The following is a 14,271-nucleotide window of genomic DNA, read 5'->3' on the forward strand; positions in this document are numbered from 1 at the left end:
GGCGCGCTGTTCCCGCTTCCCAAGAGCGGCCAATGGGCGATCCTCTATAATCCCGACGCGCCACCGGGGCGGATCAATTTCACGATCGGGCACGAGCTGGGCCATTATCTCGTTCACCGCGCCGCCGAGCCGCAGGGCTTCCAATGCGGCGAGAAGCAGGTGCTTGGCTACGATCGGGACGCCGACAGGCGACGGATCGAGCAGGAGGCCGACGAGTTCGCGTCCTATTTGCTCATGCCGATGGACGATTTTCGCGGTCAGATAGGGCGGGCGGAGATGACTCTGGATCTCCTAGCCCATTGCGCCGATCGCTACGACGTTTCGCGAACCGCGGCGGCGATCAAATGGATCGATTGCACCTCGGAATGCGCGGTCCTCGTCGTCGCGACGAACGGGCACGTGCTTTGGTGCTGGCGAAGCCGCAGCGCCAAGAAACGGCGCATCTTTCTCCAATCCGGAATGGAGCTTCCCCCGCAATCATGGAGCGCCAGGCCGGGACTCATCGTATCGGAAAGCCGTGGTTTGGAGCTGCCCGGCGGCGTGTGGCCGACCGAAACGCCCACGCGGGAAATGACGATCTTCGCCGATCGCTACGAAATGACGATATCCTTGCTTGTCATCGAGGACGAGCGGCGGGGCTATGATTGCGAGGATGAGCCGGTGGAAGACACCTTCGATAGGTTCATCGCTAGCCAATAGGTTTCGTTGCGCGCCCCTGCCGAGACCGCGCTCTATCTGCGATCGAGCCGCCTTCGCCGTCTCGCCCCTTCCGGGTGACGATCGCTCGCGCGTCGCTGCGCTCCATATGGGCGGGAAGGTTTGAAGGACGCGCTCTGTCCCGCGCTTGTCAGCGCTCCTGAGGGCGCGGCATTCTTGAAATGACCCGCAGGCACTCCTGCCTCTCTCATTGCCGGACGCGCGCTGGCGCACGGATCGCGCGCGCAGGGCGTCCGGCGGCTTCGTGCCGTTGCAGGAGTGCCATTGCCTGTTTTCGCCGCCCGAGCGGCTTCCTGGCGCTTTCCAGCGCCGTTTCGTGCGTGGGGAACACCAAGGGCTTCGCCCTCTCGTTCCCGAAGCCAAATAGCCGCCCCGTGTGGCGGGCTTCGCCCGCTGGCCCGCGCCAAGGCGGCGATTGGGCATCCCCCTCCCCCTCCCATCCTCGCCGGAGGGCAGAGCCGCAGGCCGCAGGCCGCGGCTTCGCCGGAAAAAGGAGACAAGGGACATGACCAATCAAACGAACAGCAGCAAGCGCGCCGACCCCTATGCGCGCATCACCGACCGCATCCTCGCCGAGCTGGAACAGGGCGTGCGGCCTTGGATGAAGCCGTGGAGCGCCGAAACGCTGGCGGGGCGAGTAACCCGGCCCTTGCGATCGACGGGCGAACCCTATGCCGGAATCAACGTCATCCTGCTATGGATGGAGGCGGTGGCCAATGGCTACGTCTCGCCCACATGGATGACCTACAAGCAGGCGCAGGCGCATGGCGGACAGGTCCGGCGCGGCGAACAGGGCGCGCCCATCGTCTACTATGGCAGCACGACCAAGAAGCCGGAGCAGCAGACGAACGGCAGTCTGGAGCTGGAGAGCGAAGGCCGGGAAATCCGGTTCCTGAAAACCTACCACGTGTTCAATGTCGCGCAGATCGATGGCCTGCCCGAGCGGTTCCATCCCGAACCGGTGGAGACCCCTGCCCCCGCCTTCGAGCGCATCGAGGCGGCGGAGCGGTATTTCGACGCCACCGGCGCGCGCGTGGCGCATGGTGGCAGCCAAGCCTACTACATGATCGGCGAGGACCGCATCCAGCTCCCGCCCTTCGAGGCGTTCCACGATGCCGAGAGCTACTATGCCACGCGGGGCCATGAGACGGTCCACTGGACCCGCCACGCATCGCGGCTAGACCGGAGTTTCGGGCGCGAACGATGGGGCGATGAGGGCTATGCCCGCGAAGAGCTTGTCGCGGAACTGGGATCGGCGTTTCTTGCGGCCGACCTTGGCCTGGCGTTGGAGCCGCGCGAGGATCATGCCTCCTATATCGCGAGTTGGATAAAGGTTCTTCAGAACGATCGGCGCGCCATCCTGTCCGCCGCCGCCCATGCCGAGCGCGCGGTGCGTTACCTTCATGGATTGCAGCAGGCCGACCGGAGGGAAGCCGCCTGACGGCGATAGGGACGAGGCCGCCCTTCGGGGCGGCCGAACCTTTTGTCCACCCGCCCCCCCGCGCGGCCGCGCCACAGCGCGGCCGAATGAATAGGAATATCGCAACAAGCGAAGAAAAGGCTTCCGCTAACGGAATGGCGTTTCAAAAGGGAAGGGTTTTGCAATGCGTGGAACGGCCGAGATTGGGGTGGAAAGCGGACGTTCTATCTAATCGTTCGACGGCCAATCGGTGGTGTCATAATCCGGGTGCTGAAATGAGACGATGGCTGCAAGGTGAGCAGCCGCTTGGGGCTCATCCGTCGGATGCTCCGGTAAACGCGCTAAGACTTCGAAGTCGGCGATTCGGTCGGGAGAGGCAAGTTGCTCACTCAGCTGACCCACGGGCGGCGTGTCCATGGCGCCCAGTGCAAAACTTACGTGTCCCTCCTCGTACTCGAAGGTGAGCGGCGTGCCGCAATTGCAACAAAAGCCACGACGCACCTTGTTGGAACTTTGGAAGTAACTAGGCTCGCCTCTGGTCCAGGCCACTCGATCGAAGGGCGCGCCAACATAAGGGCCGAAGAGCCCGCCCGTCGCCTTTTGGCACATTCGACAGTGACAGATGGACGCTTCCCCGAGCTCACCCTCAATCCGGAAGCGCACCGCTCCGCACTGGCAACCTCCGGTACTAGCAGTCATCGGGCAAGCATCTCACATGCATGGAATGTCTGCAACGGGGTCGGAAGCCGAACGTCCGCTTGGCTATTGAGTAAATGAGTGACGGTGTGTAAGTGCTTTTGAGTAAGAACTCAAAAAAGGCGTTTTCATGACTGTCATATCCGTTCTGAACCCCAAAGGCGGGAGCGGAAAAACAACGCTCACGACCAATCTTGCACAGGCTCTGCATCTGCGCGGTAGCAAGGTGCTTATCGTGGACAGCGACCCCCAAGGAAGTGCGCGTGACTGGCACGCAGCGAGCGAGGCGAACCCCCTCCCCCTCGTATCGCTGGACCGCGCCAACAATATCAAGACGCTTTCCAGCATGGTCGGCAGCTACGACCATATCGTGCTGGACGGTGCGGCAAAGCTGGAGGACATCATTGCGGCGGCAATCAAGGTGAGCGATTTCATCCTCATTCCCGTACAGCCTTCGCCCTATGACATATGGGCCGCTTCGGACCTGGTGGACTTCATCAAGGCGCGCCAAGAGGTGACAGACGGCAGCCCGAAAGCCGCTTTCGTCATAACGCGCCATATCGAAGGCACCCGGCTTGGCGACGACGTACGCGGCGCGCTCGACGAATACGGGCTCCCCGTTCTTTCAACAGCGGTAACACAGCGTCAGGTCTATCCGCAGACCGCTTCCGAGGGCCGCACCGTGTTCGAGGGAAGCAACATCAAGGCCCATGACGAGATCAATGCGCTGGCGGACGAAGTGATCGGCATGCTGGCAGACGCCGGACGTAGGGAGGCGAAAGATGGCACTCACGGCTAAGCGGCCCAGCAGGGGCGATGAAGCGCGCAGGCGCATCATGCAGGACATTCAGGAAGGATCGGAGAAGAAGCGCCGCCTGAATGCCGAGATTGAAGACTCCCTTTACCGCCGCATCAAGGTCAGGGCAGCGGAGGAAAACCGGACCATATCGGAAATCACACGCCAGCTCTGGGTTGAGTATATGGGTGAATGAGCAATTACTCAAACACGTAAAGGCTCATTAGCCGTTGCGGCCGCGCTTGGCGAACCAAGACCGGCAGAATCCCAAGAACGCCCGGTCCGGATTCTTGGGCGGTTCCTTCTGCCGGGCCGCGTAGCTGCGCCATTCGTCCGCCAGAACGGATACGTCCCAGGTAGGAGCTAGTTCGCGGGCGCGTTCAAGAGTTTCCGGCGAGAGCGGGATGATATACGCACCCGACACCCGTTCCTGTTTCGGGGCAGGGGCATAATGGTCGAGAAACGCCTGTTTTGGGGTGACGATCAGAACATCGGCGAGAAGCCGAAAGGTATAGTCCGGCATGTGATCATGCTCTTCGTCCGCCTTGCAGATGGCCCGGACGAGACGGCGGAACTCCTTTTCCGAAGACGTGGAGCCAGTGCGCGCCTTGAGCTTCTCGAGACCGCATTTCCATTCTGGCTGTGTTCCGCAGTGCTTGCGAGCAAGCTCATACAGGCGGCGCTCCAGCGGCTTGCGGAGCTGGAAATAGCGCCGGTTGAGTGTCAGCACGTCATTCCCGGCGATGGCATTGAACGTCCAGTCGGAGAGTGTCACTTCGAGATCGAGCATCCGGCCATCGCGGGTCTCCCGAACGATCCGGTAACGGTCGATGAGGCTGAACCCGTCTATCTGTTCGACACCACCGGTCGTGATGTTCGTTTCGATCTGGGTTCCCTGGAGGCGTTCGAGCGCGGACTTGAGGCCCGCATAGCCGGTTCCGGCCGTCGGCCTGTTGGTGGCGACCAGAAGATCGAATGCCTTGAACCGGAGTGTGCGGTGGACCTGTTTGCCATCCTTCAATGCCGCCATGACCTGCGAGATGCAGTAAATCAGCACGTCGCGATCGTGCATGGTCGCCAGACCGATCATGTTCGGCCGAATTTCGACGTAGCTTTCGCCATCGGGCGCTTCGTAGCGGCGCTTTTTCGTATCGGGCTTGGTAGACAGGGTGAAGATCGGATGCGCCATCGAGGCCATGTCGCCTTTCGGCGCAGCGTCGAAGATGTCGCAGACGAAAAAGTCTCCCTGCTCGTGCCTGAGCGGGAGAAGGGGGGTCCGTTCCGGTTTCGTAGTTTCACCCACCATCAGTGCAGGTTCGTAATTTCACACACCGGTCTTGGCAAGGCTTTCGTAATTTCACACACCATCTATCGTAATATCACCCACCGGCTTTCGTAATATCACCCACCAGCAAGCAGGAATCAGTCGCCTTAAGATATTAAGAATCAAGCTCTTATGTGCGCGGGTGATTCGCGTAACACAGAGTCTAACACCCATTAACACCCACAGACGAAGCGGGTCCGACAATTATAGAGGACGGGATAATCCCGAAACGTCGCAGGCGGCCTACGGCCGCAGGCTATCGAGGGGCCAAGGCCGACCCAGAGCGCTCTCGAACGAACGACAGCGCGAGTTGAAAGGCTGGAACAGGGAAGGGGAAGGCAACCGGGGTCGTGACCTGATCCCGGTGCGATATCGGCTTTCATGCGTTGTTTGATCGAGGCCAAAGCAGCGAGATCATCGGAAGGAGGTGCATATGGCAATGTTCGACTGGCTAACCGGACTTTTCACCGGTCCGAACATCCCGGAAGCCCCGCCGCCGATGGAACCGGTCGAGATCAATCCTGCGACCGGCCTGCCCATGACCGCCGGTATTGGAAGCGTGGACGTGGGTGGCAATCCTTACGGCCAAGACTTCTCCCGCTCGCACGAGGATAATGTCTGGAGCGTCCACGACGACCACGCGGCGCATTCGACCCACGATCACTGGAACGATTGGTCAAGCCCGGCGGGCGGTCACGATTCCTGGCACGACTGGTAACGCCGGAGCCGTTTCGCGCGGCCGAGCCGCCAGCGCAGCCTCGCAACATGCGTGCGCCATGAAAGATGGGGCAGGGGCCGCAGGGATACAGGTCCGGGCGTGACCCCGGCGCGCCGGCAGACGGCGCGCATTTCCCTATTGTGCTTCACTGCCGCGACCCATCCGTTCACTTCGCGCACGGCGGCGCGCGTATCATCGAGATCGGCCGAAGCGGACAGTCTTGGTCGCCAGGCCCAGATGTCGAGCTGGTCGGCTTCCCTAAGCGTCAGGGAGAGGTGAAGGTCGATATATTCCTGTGCGGTGCGATGGCTGGCATCGAAAGCGAGCCGCAACGCGCCCGCGATATTGTCGTATTCGCGCAGGAGTTCGGGATCGGGCAGGCCATCACCCATGCGGCTTTCGAGCACGCGCTATCCCGCCAACCGACGCGCGACCGCAAGGAAAGTATCAGGGTCGTCTAGCCGAAGTGCGATTTTCCGGACGCTGCGTTCTCTGCCGAACCGTCGAGAGCGCACTGGTTTTTGAATCGTAACCAAAACATTGGGATGAGAAAGCAGGGACGCCCGCAGCACATCGAAACCTTTCGGTTCAGGTCCAAACCCGACCTTTTCAACAAGTTCCACCTGTTTCCAGGGAAGCACGAATTGGTATCCTTTGGCGGACCGAACAATCAGATGATCCGCTGTGGCCAAGGTAGGCCGGGCTTTGATGCGGCGCACGATCATCAATACCTGAACAATGGCCAAGGCGGTGAGGCCGCTCAATATCCACGCGGCGGCGGGACTGGCCAAGCTCACTAGAAAATGGACAACCAAGAGCTCGACCGATGCCAGTGCAAGAAATACATAAAGCAACGGCAATTCGGAACCTTCCGAGGTAAAGGCTCGGTCTTCCAGACCTGTTTGGGCAACACTTGGCGATGCCAGTTTCATCGACCCACGCTGACACCGCCGGAGCCTTCGACGCGCGCGTTGGCATCGGTGCCCTGCGTTCCCGACTGCGCCTCGCGCTGCGTGAGGCTGGCGGTGGAGGCGAGGCGCAAATTGACCGACTGGCCGTTGATGCGGCTGTCCCCGAACCACACTCCGCCTGCGCGGGTCCAGGTGAGGCCGCGCGCGTCGGCGACGAAATCGCCCGCGCCCGAATGATAGAAATGGATGTTGCCCGAGCCGGTCAGATCGGTGGTGAAATGCCCCCCGACGACTTGTGACGCGGCATCGTCGAGCATGGCCCTGAGCGTTCCCACCGGTATCGCCTGAAATTCGGCAAGCACGCGGGAGCGAGCTTCGTCGGGATCGGCGAGGCGGTTGGTGCCGAGCCGTTCGTCAATCGCGGCGAACACGGCGTTGGTGTAGATCGCCGAAATGGCCAGCGCCTCCATGTAGCGCAGGTGCAGTTCCTCGTCATACTTCGGAGGCGGGCGGTTGCGGTTGAAGAATGGCGTGTCGAAGCGTGGATCGATATGACGGTCATCGATCGCATGGACTTCCCAGCCCTTGCGCGGAAACAGCGCCAGGAGGACCGGCGCGGCATAGACCATGTGGGCGGCGTCGAGCGGGGTGCGGGCGCGCAGCTCGTCCTGATCGAGCGCGGCGAGGCTGGCGCGGGGCGGAGCGAGAGAGGCGGCGAGTTGAGCGGGCAGGGCCGCGATCGTTCCATCGGCATCGCGGCCGAAGACGGCTCCGGTAATTTCGTAATCATTGAGTTCACGCGCCCGCATGTCCGCCATGAACGCATCGGCCATGAGGCCGAGCGCTGGCATTTCATGGGTCTTGCCGGACTCGAAGCCAAGCGATCGGACGCGCTCCCACAGGTTGGAAAGCGAGGAAGCGGACCCGGCGCTTTCCGAGGCCGAGCCGGAGACCGATGGGCCGCTGTTGCTGCATCCCGCGAGCAGCAGCGCGGCGGCGAGCGAGGCGGGCAGGGGAGACAGGCCAGAGGACAGGAACGCGCGCGTCATCGGCCTTCCTCCGCGACGAGCTGGCGCAGTTCCTCCGCGTCGGCTTCGAGCGTGTCGCTGGAGCCTTCGAGCTTCGCTTCGAGTTCCCCGAGCCGGGTGCGCAGCCGGGCCAGTTCGGCCGTGCTTTCCGGGTCGCAGGTTTCGCGCCCGCTTCCCGACATCGCATTCCAGTCGCGCTCGAAATCCTGATCGAAGGCGGCACGATCGGCGCGGACCGCGACCGTATCGCGTTCCACCCGCACATCGACATGCTGTTGATACGTCACCGCGAGCCAGGTCAGCACGGCGGCGATGGGCGAGGCGACGAGCGCGCCCGAAGCGAAGCCGCTCAGCGCCATGACGGAAGTCCAGTCCTCGATAACGGAGGTTGGCAGGGCGAGCTTTCAGCTCGCTTGTATTTTGTCCACACCTTACGCACGCGTGCTCCCCCGATTGCGACAACGATATGTGGGCTGTTCAGCCCGTCCGTTTCCGGATATATCAGGAAACGCTACGGAAACCTACGCGAATTGCGCGGGCAAAGAGCGTAGGCGGGTGCGTATACGGTGCGGACCCAGGCAGGGAGGGCGGATTGGCGCGGGTAATGCTGACCGGACGGGTGACGGAGCCGCAGGCGGACGCGCTCAAAGCGTATGCCGAGAATGCGGGCCTGCCCCTTTATCAGGCCACCGTGCGCGCGCTGGAGCTGGGCATCGCGGCGCTTGCCGGACCGCAGGACGGCGAGCCGGTTCAGGCGGCATCGGCCAGCCTCGACAGCGACACCATCGAAGGTTTGCGCTTATCGATCGAGAACATGATCGAGCGGCACGAGGCGCAGGCCGACATGCTCTCGCAGATCGTCATGCGCGCCGACTTGAGCGACCGGCTGACCCAGCGCGCGCTCTACGCGGCGGGCGCGGCCTATGCCGCAGCGCTTGCCGGGCCGGGGGAGACCGAGGAGCACCGCGCGGAGATCGCGCGGGACTCGGACCGGATATTCGCGCGGCAGCTCGCGAAGGTGCAAGAGGAATGATGCATGGGTTTTGACCGGACGAAACCTGTTCGTTTGGCCTTGCTGGTGCTGTGCTCGGCATCGCTCGCCGGATGCGTGACCCAACCAACGCCGTCAGGGCAGCGGTCAGGTTCCTCGCAATATCTCTCCATCGATTCCGCGCCGCCGAGCGCGTGGCCTACCGAACCGCCGCCCAAGCCCGCAACGCTCGACAGCTTCGCACGGCGCACCAGCACCGGCAGCGAGGAGGATCGCGCGCGAGCCTGGGCAGAAGCCAATGGCCCCGAGGATTTTCAGCAGGAGGTTCAGCGCCTGATTCAGCTCCTGCCGAGCGCCGAGCCGGACAATTTCGTGCAGCTTCGCCTCGTCCGGGACGAAACCGTTAAAACCGATCCGGCACCGCTCTTGGGGGCCGAAGTCTGGTTTAGGAAAGACGCCGCAGCAACGCTGGCGCGATACACGACCGATGATCGCTTCTTCGCGCGGCAAGGCGGGCTTTCCCAAGCCGATATGGAAGCGCGGCGCGAGGCATGGCTCGACCGGCTCAAACTGGTCGATGCATCGTATACCCTGTCCGGCGATCCGATCACCGGCCAGATCGACATCGAGCTCGGCATCACAGAAGCCGAGTTTCGCGAGCTGGCCAGCAGGCAGGGATGGTCATGGGACGATGTGGTGCAGTTTACTTTCGCGGCAGAGCAGCCCCCGGCCTTTCTCGATGCATCGCTTCAAGATCAGGTGCGGGTATTCGTGCGGGAGCCATCGGCACCCGTCGTCCAGCTGCTTGCGCTGACTATCGGCACGATCGTGCTGGACGATGGCTGCTTTCGTCTCGAAGGCGAGCAGGGGAAGCCCGGACCGCTGGTGATGTTCGGTTACGACACCCAGCTGACAAGAGACGAGAACGGATATGTGGCGGTGATCGACGGCGATACCCGTTACCGGATCGGCGAAGCGGGCGCATGGGGAGGGCCGAACCAGGTCCGTCCCGGCTCACGGGAAACTCGGACCTTGCGCGCCGCCTGCGGCGCTGGCGAAATCGTCAATGTCGGCAGTCCGCAGTCGCTGAGGCTGTTCGCCCTGCCTTTTCCGGAATGGGTGCTCGACTATGCGCAGGCCAAATCCCTGTCCTACGAGGATGCCTGGGATGAGGTGATCAGCTGTATGGCCAGAAACGAGAAGCGTGGCCGCGTCGGATTGGAGGCCCGCAATTCTTGCATCGACTAGTTCAATGCCCGCTAGCTATTTTTCTGATGCGGCGCGGGTATTCTTCCGTCGGTTCGTCGGCGCGAAAACGGCATCGCGTGGTCCGCTCCATTTCACTTTTCTGATTGGGATCCTCAGTGCGAGTGTCGCGAGCTGCAATGAGGCGCCCGAGCAGGGAGATACCGATAAGGAATTATCATCATTCAAGGCAACTCGCGTCGTTACATCGCTGGAAGACATCAGGGGATTCTGGCTTGTTGAGCGTTTCGAGGACTTCGAGCCATCGTGGCGCAACGAGACACCTTGGCGAAGCGCCTTCGTACAGATCGGTGATGGTCTTCTGACTTACGAGATAGGTTGCAACCGGTCTGGCAATCCCGCCGCTCTCGACCGAAACGGCATCCTTCGAGACACAGGCGATGGTTCGCGCATGCAGACCTTGCAGGGATGCGGGGACGTCCGCGAAGCACGCGATGGTCGTTTCTTCTCATTCTTCGGCAGCAATCCCCGAGTTCGGGAGTTCGGCGAGGACCGCATCCTACTGCAACACGGGGAGCGCGAACTCGTGCTTGTCCGGCCAGACCGCTGGCGTCAGATACACAAACCGGAGTTCACCGAGATCGAAGGTCGCTGGGTGCCGCAGATGTCCACGACCTATGATGGCTGGGGATCGAGTGGTTTTGGGATAGGCGACGATCCGGGCGTCGTAACCATCGGGCGCAGACACATTGCATGGTCGCTGTGTCCCAATCTGCCGGTTCCGATCCGCTGGACCTCGGACGCGCTTCTCGCGGCGACTACCGCGATCGATATAACGGATTGTTCCGCAGTGGCCCGCGCGACGGAGAATGGGCCTGGTGCCGTCATGTCGATGTTGACCGCCAATCCCGCAGTGATCCGGACCGGACCCGACCGGATCGTACTGGTCGATGGAACGGGCGAGAAGGGTCGGCGGATCGATTTCAGGTCGGAGGAGAGCGTCCTTGACCCGCCTCCTCCACCACCGCCGCCAGAAGGATACGAACCACCCCCAATCCCGCCATCGCCTCCGATTCCAGATAATGGTCGGACAGGCTGATGGCCACCCGCGCCGAACTTCTCTCCCGTGGCCAGGCGAGCAGGAACCGGCAATGGGCGGGGCGGGGTGCCCGCGCGCAGGTGGCGGCGATTCTGTTCCTGGTATGCGCGGGCGTGGGCGCCTTCGCGGGATGGACCACCGCGCCCGAGCTGACCCAGCGCGGGGCGGCGCTCTATGCCAGGGTGCAGTGGCAGGAGCTGGCCGACCCCTTCGCGCGCAATCTGGAGACCGCCGAGGCGCGAAGCCGCGTATCGGTGCGCGATGCGATCCTTGCCGAGGACAGCCCGGCGACCCGCAGCTTTCATTCATTGCTCTGGCGCATGGGGTTCTTCGCCGTGCTGACCGGCCTCGCGATCGGCGTGCCGCTCTATCGCTGGCGGCGGCGCGAATGGCTGAAGGAGGGCGAGCGGGCCGGGCGGGACCGCACCGTGCGCGGCAGCGAGCGCGTGAGCGCCGAGGCGCTGGCGAAGCTTGTTCCGCCATCCCAAGGGCCGCGCCCAGTGACGATCGGTGGTGTGCCCATACCGGTCCAGGAGGAAGCCCGCCATTTCCTGTTCGCGGGCGCGACCGGGACCGGCAAGACCACCGCGATCTTCGCCATGCTGGACCGGGTTGAGGCGCGGGGCGAGCACGCCTTCGTCCACGACGTGGATGGCGGCTATGTCGCGCGCTACTATCGCCCGGAGCGCGGCGACATCATCCTCAACCCCCACGACGCGCGCTGCGCGTCGTGGAATCCGTTCGACGACATATCCTCGCCATCGGACGCCGACCGGCTCGCCAGTTTCATCGTCGCCAAGCCGAGGGGCGGGCAGAGTGGCGATGACGTATGGTATGACCAGGCCCGCATCGTCGCGGCCGTTGTCATCCGCCGGTTGTGGGAGCAGGACAGGGGAACCGTGCCCGAACTGGCGCGCGCGCTTGGCGACATGACGGCGGACGAGCTGACCGAGCTGGCCAGGGGCACCGAGGCGGCGCGCGTGTTCCAGAAGGATGCCGACAAGGCGACCGGCAGCGTGCTGTTCTGCCTGTCCGGCGCGGCGAAGGTGATGAAGCTCCTTCGCGAGCAAGGCGGCGACGGTCCGACGATCAGCTTTGATCGGTTCTATCAGGGATTGCCGGAGATCGACGGCGCGAAGCCGTGGATATTCCTCGCATCGAGGAAACGGAACATCGAGGCGGCGCGGCCTCTGTTTGGATGCTGGCTCGACTGCGCGGTGGCGGCGATCCTCGACCGACCCACGCGCGGCGCGCCGCGTGCCTGGCTCGTGCTGGACGAGCTGCCCGCATTGCCGCGCGCGGGCGGGTTGCTGACCCTGCTGCCCGAGGGCCGCAAATACGGCGCGGCCTGCGTCATCGCCTTCCAGGCGATCGGCCAGCTCCGCGAGACCTACGGGAGCCACGCCGCCGGAACCATCGTCGGGCAGGCGGGCACGCAGCTCGTCATGCGGCTTGGCGATCCGGAATCGACCGCATGGGCGAGCCAGCTCCTGGGTAGGTCTGAGGTCGAGGAACACCGCGCCAGCGCCTCGCTCGACAGCGACGAGCTGAGCGACCGGGGATCATTGTCCACCATGCGGCAGATGAAACCCGTGGTGCTCGACAGCGAGATCGGCGATTTGCCTCCGCTCACCGGGTTTCTGCGTCTGTCCGGCCTACCGATCGCTAAGGTGGCCATACCGCGTGGCCACATGGACCGTTCGGATATAGCGGAACCCACTGTTCCGCTCGTGGTCGCCACCGAGACGCGGGCGGGCGGTTCCCCGTCCGCCACTCTCCCGGCGGGCGGGGGCCGCGTCATCGATCCGGACCATGACCGCACCGCTGGAGGCGCGCTGTAGCATGGTCGCCAGCGTCGCCGCCCTGTCCAGCGCCGCGCAGGCATCGAGCTATTACGAGGCCGACGACTACTATTCCGAAGGCGGCGAGGCTCCGAGCGCATGGGAGGGCGAGGGCGCGAAGGCGCTGGGGTTGACCGGCGAGGTGGACCGCGCCGTGTTCAGAAAGGGGCTGGAGGGCGAGCTGCCCAACGGCGAAGCGCTGGGCACCATGCGCGACGGGACACGCCAGCACCGGCCCGGTTGGGACATGACGTTCAGCGCGCCCAAGTCCGTATCGATCATGGCCGAGGTGGCGGGCGACCGGCGGCTTGTCGCGGCGCATGACAGGGCGGTGAGGACCGCGCTCGGCTATATCGAGCGCCACGGCGCGGCGACCCGGATCAGGAGCGGCGGCGAGGTCAAAACGGTCGAGACCGGCAAGCTCGCCATCGCCACCTTCCGCCACAATACGAGCCGCGCCCAAGACCCCCAACTCCATACCCATTCCGTGATCCTCAACGCCACGCAGGACCGGAACGGCGCGTGGCGCAGCGTCGAGAGCCTGTCCTTTTTCCGCATCTACCGGGACGCGGGCGCGATCTACCGCCAGGCATTGGCGCAGGGCGCTCGCGAGCTGGGCTATCAGGTCCGGGACGGCAAGGATTCCATGTTCGAGCTTGCCGCCGTGCCCGAGAAGGCGATCCGGGAGTTCAGCGCGCGCGGCAACCAGGTCGAGGCGGCGCTGGCGGAACGCGGCAAGACACGGAGCCAGGCGACGGCGGCCGAGAAGGCCACGCTCACGCTCGCTACGCGCGAGGCGAAGCAGGAGGCGGGCCGCGAGCAGCTCGTTCCGGGTTGGCGCGCGCAGGCCGACGCGGCGGGGTTCGGGGAGAAGGAGCGCACCGCGACCATCGCCGCAGCCGAGAAACGCGCCGCGACGATGACAGCCGAGCGCGGACCATCGGCGCCGGACCGGGCTGAGATCGCCGCCAAGGAAGCCGTGGCGGCGGCGGCGCGGCATCTGTCCGAACGCGAGGCGGTGTTCGGAGCCGCCGCGCTTGAAACCCGCGCGGGCGAGCGGGCCGGAGGGCTGGCCAGCGCCGCGCAGATCGCCGCTGCGGTCGATCGGGCAAAGGGAGCGGGCGACCTCATCGCCCGCGACCAGGGCGCGCGGGGACGCGGGTTCACCACGCGCGAGGCGGTGGCGACCGAACGCCGGATGCTCACCATCGAGGGCGATGGACGCGGCGGCGTCATGCCCGCGCTGGACCGGCAGGACGCGCTGCGCGCCGTGACCACGGCGGCGTTCTTTTCGCAGGCCAAGGGGCATTCCTGGACCGAGGGGCAGCGCACCGCGACGATGGGGCTGCTGACCAGTCCCGACCGGGTGAGCGGCGTGCAGGGCTATGCCGGGACCGCCAAGACCACCACCGTGCTGTCTACCTATGCGAAAGGGATGCGCGAGAAAGGCTACGAGGTCAGCGCGTTCGCGCCAACGGCGGCAGCGGCCGACCTGTTGGGCGGGGCCATCGACGCGAATGGCGA

The 14,271-nt window shown here is 64.2% G+C and carries 16 protein-coding genes; 10 read left to right on the forward strand and 6 right to left on the reverse strand.

Annotated features, from left to right (window positions below):
* Both K4G67_RS14530 and K4G67_RS14535 read left to right on the forward strand, forming a co-directional pair.
* A partial coding sequence (locus K4G67_RS14530; protein ID WP_239807046.1) for an ImmA/IrrE family metallo-endopeptidase occupies window positions 1-699 on the forward strand: 699 nt, incomplete at its 5' end.
* A 523-nt stretch (window positions 700-1,222) separates the two neighbouring features.
* A complete protein-coding gene (locus K4G67_RS14535) occupies window positions 1,223-2,158 on the forward strand; it encodes an ArdC family protein (protein ID WP_239807047.1) in 936 nt (311 codons plus the stop codon).
* 207 nt (window positions 2,159-2,365) lie between these two features.
* On the opposite strand, the gene K4G67_RS14540 is transcribed toward K4G67_RS14535, so the two are convergent.
* Complete coding sequence (locus K4G67_RS14540) at window positions 2,366-2,836, reverse strand: GFA family protein (protein WP_275588917.1); 471 nt, start codon at window positions 2,834-2,836, stop codon at window positions 2,366-2,368.
* A gap of 127 nt (window positions 2,837-2,963) precedes the next feature.
* Here K4G67_RS14540 and parA point away from each other — a divergent pair, with 127 nt between their 5' ends.
* Complete coding sequence (parA, locus tag K4G67_RS14545; protein WP_239807048.1) at window positions 2,964-3,632, forward strand: ParA family partition ATPase; 669 nt, start codon at window positions 2,964-2,966, stop codon at window positions 3,630-3,632.
* A 37-nt stretch (window positions 3,633-3,669) separates the two neighbouring features.
* Window positions 3,670-3,825 (forward strand): hypothetical protein, encoded by a 156-nt coding sequence (locus K4G67_RS14550; RefSeq protein ID WP_239807049.1) that lies wholly within the window; start codon window positions 3,670-3,672, stop codon window positions 3,823-3,825.
* Window positions 3,826-3,852: 27 nt separating this feature from the next.
* Here the strand turns inward: K4G67_RS14550 and K4G67_RS14555 are convergent, their stop codons facing one another.
* The gene (locus K4G67_RS14555) at window positions 3,853-4,935 is read right to left on the reverse strand and encodes a replication initiator protein A (RefSeq protein WP_239807050.1); all 1,083 of its coding nucleotides are present in this window, start codon (window positions 4,933-4,935) and stop codon (window positions 3,853-3,855) included.
* A 451-nt stretch (window positions 4,936-5,386) separates the two neighbouring features.
* Here K4G67_RS14555 and K4G67_RS14560 point away from each other — a divergent pair, with 451 nt between their 5' ends.
* Window positions 5,387-5,671: a hypothetical protein gene (locus K4G67_RS14560; protein ID WP_239807051.1), complete on the forward strand. Its 285-nt coding sequence runs from the start codon at window positions 5,387-5,389 to the stop codon at window positions 5,669-5,671.
* Here the strand turns inward: K4G67_RS14560 and K4G67_RS14565 are convergent.
* The 4 genes from K4G67_RS14565 to K4G67_RS14580 are packed head-to-tail and all read right to left on the reverse strand — an operon-like array spanning window position 5,647 to window position 7,969.
* A complete protein-coding gene (locus K4G67_RS14565; RefSeq protein WP_239807052.1) occupies window positions 5,647-6,078 on the reverse strand; it encodes a hypothetical protein in 432 nt (143 codons plus the stop codon). The genes K4G67_RS14560 and K4G67_RS14565 overlap by 25 nt on opposite strands.
* 3 nt (window positions 6,079-6,081) lie before the next feature.
* On the reverse strand, window positions 6,082-6,603 hold the full coding sequence (locus K4G67_RS14570) for a hypothetical protein (protein ID WP_239807053.1): 522 nt from the start codon (window positions 6,601-6,603) through the stop codon (window positions 6,082-6,084).
* Window positions 6,600-7,631 carry a hypothetical protein gene (locus K4G67_RS14575; protein WP_239807054.1) on the reverse strand — a complete coding sequence of 344 codons (1,032 nt, stop codon included), beginning with the start codon at window positions 7,629-7,631 and terminating at the stop codon, window positions 6,600-6,602. The genes K4G67_RS14570 and K4G67_RS14575 overlap by 4 nt, the downstream gene beginning before the upstream one ends.
* Complete coding sequence (locus K4G67_RS14580) at window positions 7,628-7,969, reverse strand: hypothetical protein (RefSeq protein ID WP_239807055.1); 342 nt, start codon at window positions 7,967-7,969, stop codon at window positions 7,628-7,630. The genes K4G67_RS14575 and K4G67_RS14580 overlap by 4 nt, the downstream gene beginning before the upstream one ends.
* Window positions 7,970-8,214: 245 nt before the next feature.
* Between K4G67_RS14580 and K4G67_RS14585 the strand changes: the two genes are divergently transcribed.
* From K4G67_RS14585 to mobF, 5 genes are all read left to right on the forward strand, one after another.
* The gene (locus tag K4G67_RS14585) at window positions 8,215-8,643 is read left to right on the forward strand and encodes a hypothetical protein (protein WP_239807056.1); all 429 of its coding nucleotides are present in this window, start codon (window positions 8,215-8,217) and stop codon (window positions 8,641-8,643) included.
* A 3-nt stretch (window positions 8,644-8,646) separates the two neighbouring features.
* Window positions 8,647-9,849 carry a hypothetical protein gene (locus tag K4G67_RS14590; protein WP_239807057.1) on the forward strand — a complete coding sequence of 401 codons (1,203 nt, stop codon included), beginning with the start codon at window positions 8,647-8,649 and terminating at the stop codon, window positions 9,847-9,849.
* Between the two features lie 4 nt (window positions 9,850-9,853).
* A complete protein-coding gene (locus K4G67_RS14595; RefSeq protein WP_239807061.1) occupies window positions 9,854-10,906 on the forward strand; it encodes a hypothetical protein in 1,053 nt (350 codons plus the stop codon).
* A complete protein-coding gene (locus K4G67_RS14600; protein ID WP_239807058.1) occupies window positions 10,906-12,747 on the forward strand; it encodes a type IV secretion system DNA-binding domain-containing protein in 1,842 nt (613 codons plus the stop codon). Before K4G67_RS14595 ends, K4G67_RS14600 begins: the two co-directional genes overlap by 1 nt.
* Window positions 12,719-14,271, forward strand: a 1,553-nt coding sequence (gene mobF, locus K4G67_RS14605) for a MobF family relaxase (RefSeq protein ID WP_239807059.1), incomplete at its 3' end; no start/stop codon positions are given. The genes K4G67_RS14600 and mobF, both read left to right, overlap by 29 nt.

Origin of the sequence: Croceicoccus hydrothermalis, from assembly GCF_022378335.1 — a bacterium.
Classification (GTDB): domain Bacteria; phylum Pseudomonadota; class Alphaproteobacteria; order Sphingomonadales; family Sphingomonadaceae; genus Croceicoccus; species Croceicoccus hydrothermalis.

Bases quoted from the DNA above. Each gene is read 5' to 3' on its own strand.
- K4G67_RS14550 (WP_239807049.1), top strand. From the start codon at position 3,670: ATGCAGGACATTCAGGAAGGATCGGAGAAGAAGCGCCGCCTGAATGCC.
- K4G67_RS14595 (WP_239807061.1), top strand. From the start codon at position 9,854: ATGCCCGCTAGCTATTTTTCTGATGCGGCGCGGGTATTCTTCCGTCGG.
- K4G67_RS14560 (WP_239807051.1), top strand. From the start codon at position 5,387: ATGGCAATGTTCGACTGGCTAACCGGACTTTTCACCGGTCCGAACATC.
- K4G67_RS14535 (WP_239807047.1), top strand. From the start codon at position 1,223: ATGACCAATCAAACGAACAGCAGCAAGCGCGCCGACCCCTATGCGCGC.
- K4G67_RS14585 (WP_239807056.1), top strand. From the start codon at position 8,215: ATGCTGACCGGACGGGTGACGGAGCCGCAGGCGGACGCGCTCAAAGCG.
- parA (WP_239807048.1), top strand. From the start codon at position 2,964: ATGACTGTCATATCCGTTCTGAACCCCAAAGGCGGGAGCGGAAAAACA.
- K4G67_RS14600 (WP_239807058.1), top strand. From the start codon at position 10,906: ATGGCCACCCGCGCCGAACTTCTCTCCCGTGGCCAGGCGAGCAGGAAC.
- K4G67_RS14570 (WP_239807053.1), bottom strand. From the start codon at position 6,603: ATGAAACTGGCATCGCCAAGTGTTGCCCAAACAGGTCTGGAAGACCGA.
- K4G67_RS14575 (WP_239807054.1), bottom strand. From the start codon at position 7,631: ATGACGCGCGCGTTCCTGTCCTCTGGCCTGTCTCCCCTGCCCGCCTCG.
- K4G67_RS14540 (WP_275588917.1), bottom strand. From the start codon at position 2,836: ATGACTGCTAGTACCGGAGGTTGCCAGTGCGGAGCGGTGCGCTTCCGG.
- K4G67_RS14590 (WP_239807057.1), top strand. From the start codon at position 8,647: ATGGGTTTTGACCGGACGAAACCTGTTCGTTTGGCCTTGCTGGTGCTG.
- K4G67_RS14555 (WP_239807050.1), bottom strand. From the start codon at position 4,935: ATGGTGGGTGAAACTACGAAACCGGAACGGACCCCCCTTCTCCCGCTC.
- K4G67_RS14580 (WP_239807055.1), bottom strand. From the start codon at position 7,969: ATGGCGCTGAGCGGCTTCGCTTCGGGCGCGCTCGTCGCCTCGCCCATC.